Consider the following 10,833-nt stretch of genomic DNA (forward strand, 5'->3'; position numbering starts at 1 on the left):
ACGTTCCCGAGCCAGAGCGAGGCGCTCACCTCCGACACGCTGCTGAGCTCGACCAACGAGTACTTCAACAACGCGCCGGTGGGCCAGATCCTCACCGACCGCGCCAACGCGGTCACGGTCGCGCCCTTCAAGGGTCAGTACTACTTCCAGATCAACGACGCGATGCAGCAGGCGCTGACCCGTGTCGAGGACGGCACGCAGGACGCCAAGACGTCGTGGGACCAGTGGGTCTCCGAGGTCGACGCGATCGGCTGATGATCACGGATGCCGGGGGCCGCTGCCGCAGCCGCGGTCCCCGGCACACCGTCTGAGACCCGGACGGGGCGGGTTCTGATTGCGACCCGCCTCGTCCGCACCATGTCGCGCGCCGCGTCTGCCGGCGCCCCACCCGTCCGCTCCGGACCCGAACTGAGGAGCCTTCGTGACCACCACCGTCTCGAGCTCGCGATCTCCCAAGCGCATCGGCTTCGGCCATCGGATGACCGCGTGGGATCTGAAGCTCTCCCCGTACCTCTACATCTCGCCCTTCTTCATCCTCTTCATCGTGGTCGGGCTCTTCCCGATCGCGTACACCGCCGTGATCTCGTTCATGGACTGGGACCTGGTCCGCAACTCGGGTGAGTTCATCGGCTGGGGCCAGTACGAATGGGTGCTGGCGAACCCCAAGTTCTGGATCGCGCTGCGCAACACGTTCAGCATCTTCCTGCTGTCGAGCATCCCCCAGCTCATCGCCGCGATCTTCATCGCCGCGATGCTCGACCAGAACATCCGCGCCAAGACGTTCTGGCGCATGGGCGTCCTCGTCCCCTACGTCATGGCCCCCGTCGCCGTCGCGCTGATCTTCAGCAACATGTTCGGCGACCAGTACGGCATCATCAACACGATGCTGAACCGGATCGGCATCCCCGACATCCCGTGGCACTCCAACGCCTTCGCGAGCCACATCGCGATCGCCACGATGGTCAACTTCCGTTGGACCGGCTACAACACCCTCATCCTGCTCGCGGCCATGCAGGCGATCCCGCGCGACTACTACGAGGCGGCGACCGTCGATGGCGCCGGCAAGATCCGTCAGTTCTTCTCGATCACCGTTCCGAGCCTGCGCCCGACGCTCATCTTCGTCATCATCACGTCGACCATCGGCGGTCTGCAGATCTTCGACGAGCCGCGCATGTACGACCAGACCGGCACCGGCGGCGCGAACTCGCAGTGGCTGACGATCAGCCTGTGGCTCTACAACATCGGCTGGGGCGAGTGGAACTTCGGCCGCGCGGCGGCCCTCGCCTGGATCCTGTTCCTCATCATCCTGGCGATCGGCATCGTGAACCTGTTCGTGTCGCAGAGCCTCATCCGAGACGAGGGCGGACGCGGCCAGCTGACCCGCAAGCAGCGCCGCGCCGCCGCGCGATCCGCTCGCGCAGCCGTCGCCGCCGACGCCGCCCAGGCCGCGTCCGCCGCCGCACCGAAGGAGACCGTGCGATGACCGCCACGACGCCGATGCCCCTGCATCTGGAAGACCCCGAGAACCCCGTCGAAGAGAAGCGTCCCCGTGCCGGGCGTCGTCGCCGCCGCGGTTCCGCCGGCGAGCGACCGGGCTGGTTCGTCTACACCGCGCTCAGCTTCGTGCTGCTCGCCTCGCTGCTGCCGTACTACTGGTCGCTGCTGATCGGCTCGGGCGACTCGTCCACGATCCGCGACCCCAATATGTCGTGGATCCCGGGCGGCAACTTCTTCGCGAACGCCGCCGCCGTGATCAACGATCCCGCGGTGAACTTCTGGCTCGCGCTGTGGAACTCCATCTGGAGCTCGGCGATCATCGCGCTGTCGGTCGTGTTCTTCTCGACGCTCGCCGGCTGGGCGTTCGCCAAGCTCCGTTTCCGCGGGGGCAGCTGGCTGCTCGTGTTCGTGATCGCCACGATGGCGGTGCCGACCCAGCTCGGCGTCGTGCCGCTGTACATCCTGTTCGCCGACCTCGGCTGGACGGGCCAGATCGGCGCGATCATCGTGCCGGCGCTCGTGACCGCCTTCGGCGTGTTCTGGATGACGCAGTACCTGCGCCAGACGGTGCCGGACGAGCTCATCGAGGCCGCCCGCGTGGACGGGGCGAACTCGTTCCGCACGTTCCTGACCGTGGGCCTTCCGGCCGCGCGTCCGGCCGCCGCGATGCTCGGCCTGTTCACGTTCGTGTCGGCATGGAACAACTTCTTCTGGCCGTTCATCGTGCTCGACCGGCAGAACCCCACCCTGCCCGTCGCGCTGTCGCTGCTGCAGTCCAACTACTTCGTGGACTACTCGATCGTGCTCGCCGGTGTGCTGCTGGCCACCATCCCGCTGCTGATCCTTTTCGCCTTCACGGGCAAGCAGCTCGTCAGCGGGATCATGGCCGGCGCGGTCAAGGGCTAGGCCCTTCCGCGACGGCCGGGCCCCCGGCATCCTGATTCCATCGCTTCTTTCAGAGAGGACCTCCCCTCATGACGACCGCGCGCGCCTTCCCGTCGGACTTCCTGTTCGGCGCCGCGACCGCTGCCTTCCAGATCGAGGGCGCCGCCCACGAAGACGGGCGCCGTGACTCCATCTGGGACGCGTTCTGCCGTGTGCCGGGCGCCGTCATCAACGCCGACAACGGCGACGTGGCCTGCGACCACTACCACCGCTACCGCGACGACGTCGCGCTGATGAAGGACCTCGGGCTGCAGACCTACCGCTTCTCGACGTCGTGGTCGCGTGTGCGCCCCGACGGCGGCGCGGTCAACGCGCAGGGGCTGGACTTCTACAAGCGCCTGGTCGACGAGCTGCTCGGCGCCGACATCCTGCCGTGGCTGACGCTGTACCACTGGGACCTGCCGCAGGCCCTGCAGGAGCAGGGTGGCTGGGCGAACCGCGACACCGCCGACAAGTTCACCGAGTACGCCCTCACGATGCACGACGCCCTGGGTGACCGGGTGAAGGTGTGGACGACGCTCAACGAGCCGTGGTGCTCGTCCTTCCTCAGCTACACCGCGGGGCTGCACGCGCCGGGCCACTACAGCGTCGAGGAGGGCGTGCTCGCCGCGCACCACCTGATGCTGGGTCACGGTCAGGCCGTGCGTGAGCTGCGCGCCCGCGACGAGTCGCTCAACCTCGGGATCACGCTCAACCTGACGGTGGCCGAGCCGGTCGACGCGAACGACCCGGCCGACCTCGACGCGGCGCGCCGCATCGACGGCCAGTTCAACCGCTGGTTCCTCGACCCGATCTTCCGCGGGCAGTACCCGGCCGACATCGTCGACGACATCCGCGCGGTGGATGCCGCCGCCGTCTCGGCCTGGGAGTCCGCGGTGCGCCCGGGCGACCTCGAAGTCATCTCGACGCCCATCGACACGCTGGGCGTGAACTACTACCACGGCGAGTACGTCGGCGGCCACGAGCCCGTGAACCCGCCCATCGGCGGCGACGCGCCCACCGACCGGCCGGGCGCCTCGCCCTTCCCGTCGCACGAGGGCATCTACTGGCACGAGCGGGGCCTCCCGCGCACGCCGATGCACTGGGAGGTGCAGCCCGAGGGTCTCACCCAGCTGCTCGTGCGCGTCTGGGACGAGTACGCCCAGCCCGCCGGCACGGCGCTGTACGTCACCGAGAACGGTGCGGCGTACGACGACGCGCTCGTCGTCGACGGCGGCGAGAAGCGCGTGCACGACACGGACCGCGTCGAGTTCCTGCGCGGTCACCTCTCGGCGATCCTGGATGCCGCAGACGCCGGCGTCGACGTGCGCGGCTACTTCTACTGGTCGCTGCTCGACAACTTCGAGTGGGCGTGGGGGTACGAGAAGCGGTTCGGCATCGTGCGCGTCGACTACGACACGCAGGAGCGCACGCCCAAGGACAGCGCCCTCGAATACCGTCGCATCATCGGCGCCCGCGCGCTCGACGCCGCGGATGCCGGCGTCGTGGCGTCCGCGTCATAGGGCGACTGGTCGTAGATTCGGACCGTAGGTTCGGCAGGGGAGGACAGCGATGAGCACCGACGTCGCGCGTCAGACGGTGACGATCGAAGAGGTCGCCGCGGCAGCGGGCGTCTCGCGGTCGACGGTGTCGCGCGTGGTCAACGGCTCCACCGCGGTCAGCCCCGAGGCGCTGGAGGCGGTCACGAAGGCGATCGCCGACCTCAATTACGTGCCCAATCGGGCGGCCCGTTCGCTCGCGAGCCAGAAGACCCACGCGGTGGCGCTCATCGTCCCCGAAGACACCACGAGGTTCTTCGGCGACCCGTTCTTCGCCGCCATCGTGTCGGGCATCAACTCGCGGCTGAGCCGGTCGGACTACGTGCTCAACCTGTTCATCGCGAGCGATGACCCGGGCGACAAGACCACGTCGTACGTGCGCTCCGGCGCGGTCGACGGCGCGATCGTCGTGTCGCACCACACGAGCGACACGTTCATCGACCGCATCGCGAGCGTCGTGCCCGTGGTCTACGGCGGCCGGCCGGTGCGCGAGCGCGAGCGCGACTACTACGTCGACGTCGACAACGTGCGGGGCGCGTACGACGCGACGGTCTACCTGATCGAGAACGGGCGCACCCGCATCGCGACCATCACCGGACCCCGCGACATGCCCGCGGGCGTCGACCGGCTGCGCGGCTTCCGTGACGCGCTCAAGGCGTTCCACCTCGAGCCGGCCGGCGTCGAAGACGGCAACTTCACGGCCGACGGGGGCGCCGAGGCGATGCGCCGCATGCTCGCGTCGGGAGCGAGGCCCGACGCGGTGTTCGTCGCGAGCGACCTGATGGCCCGAGGCGTGCTGACCGTGCTGAACGCGGCCGGGCTGCGGGTGCCGGAGGACGTCGCCCTCGTCGGGTTCGACGACTCGCCCGTGGCGACGTCGGTCATACCGCCGCTGACGACGATGCGCCAGCCGTCGTTCGCGCAGGGTGAGCGGATGGCCACGGTGCTGCTCGACATCCTCGCCGGCCGGCATCCGCGTCACGTCACGATCCTCGAGACCGAGCTGGTCGTCCGCGAGTCCGTCTGAGCCTCGCCCCTGGTGGCCGCCGGTCGTCTCACGAGTGTGGGGCGCGTTGCGTCCGGGGCATGCCAGGTGCGCCCTGAACGCACGCAATGCGCGCCCTGAGCCCGCGACGCGAACCGTGGATGCCGTCATCCGGGCATCCGTTCAGTCCGCGGGCGCAGCGGGCCGATGTCAGCCGCGCCCGGGCACCGTCGCGTGCAGCAGGTTGCGCCAGGGGTCGTCGAACGACAGCGTGCGGCCGTCGTCGCGCACCTCGAAGCCGTGGTGGCGCAGGCGCTCCGACAGCTCGCCGAGCGCGTCGGCATCCGGAAGGTCGAGGTCGACGCGGCCCAGGCCCAGCGCCGGCATGCGAGGGCCGGCCCCGCGGGAGTTCCACACGTTCATCGCCATGTGGTGGTGATAGCCGCCCGCGCTGACGAACAGCGCCTGGTCGCCCATCGCGGCCGTCTGGTCGAAGCCGAGCGCGTCGACGTAGAAGCTGCGCGCGCTCGCGACGTCGCCGACCGACAGGTGCACGTGGCCGACGGATGCCGCATCCTGCGCGGTCCCGCCGCTCGCGGCGCTCTCCGTCAGGTGCTCGCGCAGGAACGCGTTGGGGTCGAGGTAGAGGGTCGCCATCTCGATCGTGCCGTGCGTCCAGGACCACTCGGAGCGGTTGCGGTCCCAGTACAGCTCGATGCCGTTGCCTTCGGGGTCGGTGAGGTAGAACGCCTGGCTCACGAGGTGGTCGGCCGACCCCGTGAAAGTGTGCGGCGCACGCGTCGCGACGCTGTACAGCGCGGCGGCGAGGGCCTCCTGCGTCTCGAAGAGGATCGCGGTGTGGAAGAGTCCCGCGGCTCCCGGTGCGGCATGGCGCAGCGCCGGCTCGTTCTTCAGCACCACCACCGCGCGGCCGGCGCGGCCGAGCACGACCTGGTCGCCGTCGGCGGCCAGCACCTGCAGTGTGATGACGTCGCGGTAGAACGCCGTCATGGCGTCGAGGTCGCCCACGAGCAGCGTGACGGCCCCCATCGCGGTGTCGGGGGCGAGTCGTTCGGCCTGTGCATTCACGTGAATGAGAACCTCGGGCATCCGCGCATCATTCCCACCCCAAGCCGAGAAGAACGATGGATGCCGCCACCTCGGCCGACCAGAACGGCTGAGGTGGCGGCATCCGAAGCCGACTACTGCGGGTCGCCGCCCAGCTGGCCCACCGCAGGGATCGGGCCGCCGTCGTCGGCGCCGGTCTTGCGCCAGCGGGCGATCAGGTTGCCGAGGTGGTAGATCAGCAGGGCCGCGGCCGCACCAATCACGATCGCGCCGAGCTGGAAGTCGCCCCACTGCATCGTGAAGCCGGCGATCGCGATCACGAGCGCGACGGCGCCGGTGTACTGGTTGACGGGGCGCGAGAAGTCCACGCGGTTGTCGACCCAGATCTTGATGCCGATGATGCCGATGAGCCCGTACAGGGCCGTGGTCACACCGCCCAGCACGCCGGCGGGGATCGAGTTGAACACGGCGCCGACGACAGGCGACAGCGACAGCAGGATCGCGAAGACACCCGCCACCCAGTACGCGGCCGTCGAGTACACGCGGGTCGCGGCCATCACGCCGATGTTCTCGCCGTACGTCGTGGTGCCCGATCCGCCGAAGGTTCCGGCGAGCACCGTGGCGGCGCCGTCGGCGATGAGCGCGCGCCCCGTGTACTTGTTGACGGACGCGTCGGTCATGGTCGCGACGCCGCGGACGTGGCCCACGTTCTCGGCGATGAGCACGAGCACGACGGGCAGGAACATCGCGATGACGCTCCACGTGCCCGGATTGCCGAAGGTCGGGAAGGCGAACGTGGGCAGGCCGATCCACTGGCCTTCGTCGACGAGCTTGTTCACGGCGGTGAAGTCGACCTCACCGGCGATGAGCGCCGCGATGTAGCCGATGATCACGCCGAGGAAGATCGAGATGCGCCCGAGGAATCCGCGGAACAGCACGCTGCACAGGATCACCGCGACGAGCGTGATCGTGGCCGTCACCGGAGCCTTCTGGTAGCTCTGCCACGCGACCGGTGCGAGGTTGAAGCCGATGAGAGCCACGATCGCGCCGGCGACCACCGGCGGCATGAGCTTCTCGATCCAGCCCAGCCCGGCGAACTGCACGATGAACCCGACGGCCGCCAGCAGCACGCCGACGGCGACGATGCCGGCGAGGGCCGAGCCCATGCCCTGCGAGGCGGTGGCCGCCGTCACCGGCGCGATGAACGCGAACGACGAGCCGAGGTAGCTGGGCAGGCGGTTGCGCGTGATGAGCAGGAACAGCAGGGTTCCCAGGCCCGAGAACAGCAGCGTGGTCGACACCGGGAAGCCGGTGAGGATCGGCACGAGGAACGTCGCGCCGAACATGGCGATGACGTGCTGGGCGCCGATCGCGATCGTCGCCGGCCAGTTCAGGCGTTCTTCGGGTCGGACGACCTGGCCCGGTTCGACGGTCCGGCCGTTGCCGTGGAGGGTCCACAGAGGCATGTGCGCTCCTTGCGCTCGGGTGTTGTGCTCGCCTCACCCTAGCGGCGCGCGGGGATGCCGCCCGGCGGTCTCACGCCGAGGTCAGCAGCTCCAGCAGCTCGCGGTAGCGGGCGGCCGTGCGCTCGACGATGTCGGCCGGGAGGGCCGGCGGTTCGCCCTCGCGGGGCGGTGCCCAGTTGGCCGCGAGCCAGTTGCGCACGATCTGCTTGTCGAAGCTCGCCATGCGCTCGGCCTCGGTCGTGCCCGACGCCCAGGCGGCGGCATCCCAGTAGCGCGACGAGTCGCTCGTGAGCACCTCGTCGGCGAGGGTCAGCACGCCGTTCTCGTCGAGCCCGAACTCGAACTTCGTGTCGGCCAGGATGACGCCGTGGGCCTCGGCCGTGCGCGAGGCCCTCGTGTAGATCTCCAGCGACAGGTCGCGCAGCTCGGCGGCGCGCTCGGCGCCGACCAGCTCCACGGTGCGCTCGTACGAGATGTTCTCGTCGTGCTCCCCCAGCGGCGCCTTGTACGCGGGCGTGTAGATCGGCTCGGGCAGCCGGTCGCCGTTGTTCAGTCCCGCGGGAAGCGGGATGCCGCACACCGTGCCGCCCGCCTGGTACTCGGCCCAGCCGGAGCCGGTGAGGTATCCGCGCACGACGCATTCGATGGGCAGCATGTCGAGGCTCTTGACGACCATCGCACGCCCGACGACGGCATCCGGGATCAGGCTCTTCAGGTCGTCGGCGGTGTTGGCCACGCCGTCGTCGCCGAGCCCCAGCGTGTGGGAGGCGGCGAGATGATTCGGGATGCCGCGGCCCCCGTCGGCGCCGGCCAGCTGGTCGAACCACCACAGGCTGAGCGTCGTGAGCAGCTCGCCCTTGCCGGGGATGCCGGGCGAGAGCACGTGGTCGAACGCGCTGACGCGATCGCTCGCGACGACGAGCATGCGCTCGGGCTCCGCGCCCTCGGGCGTCTCGGCGGGCACGTACAGGTCGCGGACCTTGCCCGAATAGACGTGTCGCCAGCCGGCGAGCTCGGTCGAGGGGGAGGGGATAGCCGTCACCAGGCCATTATCCCCGCGGGCATGGTCCTCGCGAGTCTCGAGGTGTATAGTCCACGTGGACTAGTCGACTTGGAGTGATCGTGAAGGACGCCCTCGCCCGCCTCACCCCGCTGGGGGTGATGGTGCTCGCGCTGCTCGCCGAGGGCGACATGCATCCCTACGAGATGATCCGGCTGATGCACATCCGGCGTGACGACCGGCTGGTCACCATCACGAACGGCACGTTCTATCACACGGTGGCCCGGCTCGAACGGGCGGGCCTGCTCGCCGAGGTGGGCGTCGACCGCGACGGCAACCGCCCCGAGCGCACCACCTACACGCAGACCGAGGCGGGCGCGGCCGCCGTGGTCGAGTGGGTGCGCCGCGAACTGCCGCGCGTCGATCGGCCGGCCGAGTTCCGTGTCGCGCTCGCAGAGGCTCACGGCCTCGAGCGCGGCGAGGCTCTCACGCTCCTCGGCGAGCGTCGGTCGTCGCTGGCGGAACTGCTCGACAGCGTCGAGACAGGCCGGGCGCACGCGCTCGCGAACGGCGTGCCCGAACAGTACCTCCTCGAACTCGGACGCGAAGAGGCCCTCCTCCGCGCCGATCTCGAATGGCTCGACGCGATCATCGCGCGCATCGAGCGCCCCGACTTCGAGTGGGGCCCGGAGCGGCTCCCCTCGGAACGCTATCTCGCCCAGAGAAAGGCAGCACGACAGTGACCACTGAAACCCCCGGCGCGGCATCCACCGCCGCGCACCCGCCCACCGGCGCCTACGCCGCCGGGCACAAGCCGCGGAGCCCCTGGCCGGCCCTGTGGGCCCTCGTCATCGGCTTCTTCATGATCCTGGTCGACACCACGATCGTCTCGGTGGCGAACCCCGCCATCAAGGCGGCGCTCGACCCCGACACCAACAACCTCGACAACGTCGTGTGGGTGACCTCGGCCTACCTGCTCGCGTACGCGGTGCCGCTGCTCATCACCGGCCGTCTCGGCGACCGCTTCGGCCCGAAGAACATCTACCTCATCGGCCTGTCGATCTTCACGCTGGCGTCGCTGTGGTGCGGCCTGTCGGGCACGCTCGAGATGCTCATCGTCGCCCGCGCCGTGCAGGGCCTCGGTGCGGCGCTCATGACGCCTCAGACCATGGCCGTCATCACGCGCACCTTCCCGCCGAACCGCCGGGGTGCGGCGATGGGCCTGTGGGGCGCCACCGCCGGTGTCGCGACCCTCGTCGGCCCGCTGGCCGGCGGTCTGCTCGTCGACGGCGCCGGATGGGAGTGGATCTTCTTCATCAACATCCCCGTCGGCGTGATCGCGTTCGTGCTCGCGTGGATCCTCGTGCCCAAGCTCGAGACCCACCCGCACCGCTTCGACATCGTCGGCGTGCTGCTGAGCGCCCTCGGCCTCTTCCTCATCGTCTTCGGCCTGCAGGAGGGCGAGAAGTACGACTGGGCGCCGTGGGTCTGGGGCATGATCGTGGGCGGAGTCATCGTCATGGCGATCTTCATCTGGACGCAGGCGCGCACCAAGAACGAGCCGCTCGTGCCGCTCCCGCTGTTCCGCGACCGCAACTTCTCGGTGTCGAACCTCGCCATCGCCCTCGTGGGCTTCACGGTGACGAGCATGTCGCTGCCGCTGATGTTCTTCATCCAGCTCGCCCGCGGCCTCACGCCGACCGAGTCGGCGCTGCTGCTCATCCCGATGGCGGTCCTGTCGGGCGTGCTGGCTCCGTTCGCCGGCAAGCTGCTCGACCGCACCGACCCGCGCTTCCTGCTGGTGCCGGGGCTGCTCCTCGTCGCCGGTTCGCTGTTCTGGTACGCCACGCTCATGAACACCGACACCCCGATCTGGATGTTCCTGCTGCCGTCCGCGCTCATGGGCATCGGCAACGCGGGCATGTGGGGGCCGCTGGCGACGACCGCGACCCGCAACCTCCCGCCGCGCCAGGCGGGCGCCGGCGCCGGCATCTACAACACCACGCGGACGATCGGCTCGGTCATCGGATCGGCGTCGATCGCGGCCTTCATGCAGGCGCGTCTGGAGGCGAACCTGCCCGGGGCCTCGGACGCGTCCGGCTCGTTCGGCTCGGGTGCACTCCCGCCGTTCGTGATCGACGGCTTCTCGCAGGCGATGGCGCAGTCCATCCTGCTGCCGGCCGCGGTCATGCTGGTGGGCGTCGTGGTCGTGCTGTTCCTGAAGCGGCCCAAGCTGTCGTCCGCCGAGGACTGGCAGGCCGCCCACGCGGCAGCGCCCGTCGCCGACTGAGAGACCTCGAAGAGCGGATGGCGACAACCCCCCACCGGCGGGGG

The 10,833-nt window shown here is 69.6% G+C and carries 9 protein-coding genes and 1 pseudogene; 7 read left to right on the forward strand and 3 right to left on the reverse strand.

The window, feature by feature from the left end:
* The 5 genes and pseudogenes from ACTHNQ_RS00665 to ACTHNQ_RS00685 all read left to right on the forward strand — a co-directional run.
* A pseudogene (locus ACTHNQ_RS00665) lies at window positions 1-255 on the forward strand (carbohydrate ABC transporter substrate-binding protein); the annotation flags it as partial.
* Between the two features lie 223 nt (window positions 256-478).
* Window positions 479-1,483 carry a carbohydrate ABC transporter permease gene (locus ACTHNQ_RS00670; protein WP_081634728.1) on the forward strand — a complete coding sequence of 335 codons (1,005 nt, stop codon included), beginning with the start codon at window positions 479-481 and terminating at the stop codon, window positions 1,481-1,483.
* Between the two features lie 14 nt (window positions 1,484-1,497).
* Window positions 1,498-2,403 carry a carbohydrate ABC transporter permease gene (locus ACTHNQ_RS00675; RefSeq protein WP_440330528.1) on the forward strand — a complete coding sequence of 302 codons (906 nt, stop codon included), beginning with the start codon at window positions 1,498-1,500 and terminating at the stop codon, window positions 2,401-2,403.
* A 68-nt stretch (window positions 2,404-2,471) separates the two neighbouring features.
* The gene (locus tag ACTHNQ_RS00680) at window positions 2,472-3,944 is read left to right on the forward strand and encodes a glycoside hydrolase family 1 protein (RefSeq protein ID WP_440330521.1); all 1,473 of its coding nucleotides are present in this window, start codon (window positions 2,472-2,474) and stop codon (window positions 3,942-3,944) included.
* A gap of 49 nt (window positions 3,945-3,993) precedes the next feature.
* Window positions 3,994-5,007: a LacI family DNA-binding transcriptional regulator gene (locus tag ACTHNQ_RS00685; protein ID WP_440330522.1), complete on the forward strand. Its 1,014-nt coding sequence runs from the start codon at window positions 3,994-3,996 to the stop codon at window positions 5,005-5,007.
* Between the two features lie 168 nt (window positions 5,008-5,175).
* Here ACTHNQ_RS00685 and ACTHNQ_RS00690 read toward each other — a convergent pair whose 3' ends face one another.
* The 3 genes from ACTHNQ_RS00690 to ACTHNQ_RS00700 form a co-directional block, all read right to left on the reverse strand.
* Window positions 5,176-6,075: a VOC family protein gene (locus ACTHNQ_RS00690; protein WP_440330523.1), complete on the reverse strand. Its 900-nt coding sequence runs from the start codon at window positions 6,073-6,075 to the stop codon at window positions 5,176-5,178.
* 92 nt (window positions 6,076-6,167) lie between these two features.
* On the reverse strand, window positions 6,168-7,499 hold the full coding sequence (locus ACTHNQ_RS00695) for a uracil-xanthine permease family protein (protein WP_440330524.1): 1,332 nt from the start codon (window positions 7,497-7,499) through the stop codon (window positions 6,168-6,170).
* Between the two features lie 70 nt (window positions 7,500-7,569).
* Window positions 7,570-8,541, reverse strand: a complete 972-nt coding sequence (locus ACTHNQ_RS00700) for a phosphoribosylaminoimidazolesuccinocarboxamide synthase (protein WP_440330525.1) — start codon at window positions 8,539-8,541, stop codon at window positions 7,570-7,572.
* Window positions 8,542-8,621: 80 nt separating this feature from the next.
* On the opposite strand from ACTHNQ_RS00700, the gene ACTHNQ_RS00705 reads away from it, so the two are divergent.
* Complete coding sequence (locus ACTHNQ_RS00705; protein ID WP_440330526.1) at window positions 8,622-9,242, forward strand: PadR family transcriptional regulator; 621 nt, start codon at window positions 8,622-8,624, stop codon at window positions 9,240-9,242.
* Window positions 9,239-10,789 carry a DHA2 family efflux MFS transporter permease subunit gene (locus tag ACTHNQ_RS00710; RefSeq protein WP_440330527.1) on the forward strand — a complete coding sequence of 517 codons (1,551 nt, stop codon included), beginning with the start codon at window positions 9,239-9,241 and terminating at the stop codon, window positions 10,787-10,789. The genes ACTHNQ_RS00705 and ACTHNQ_RS00710 overlap by 4 nt, the downstream gene beginning before the upstream one ends.
* Window positions 10,790-10,833 lie beyond the last annotated feature (44 nt).

The sequence above is a fragment of the Microbacterium sp. genome (assembly GCF_051953575.1).
Lineage (GTDB): Bacteria > Actinomycetota > Actinomycetes > Actinomycetales > Microbacteriaceae > Microbacterium.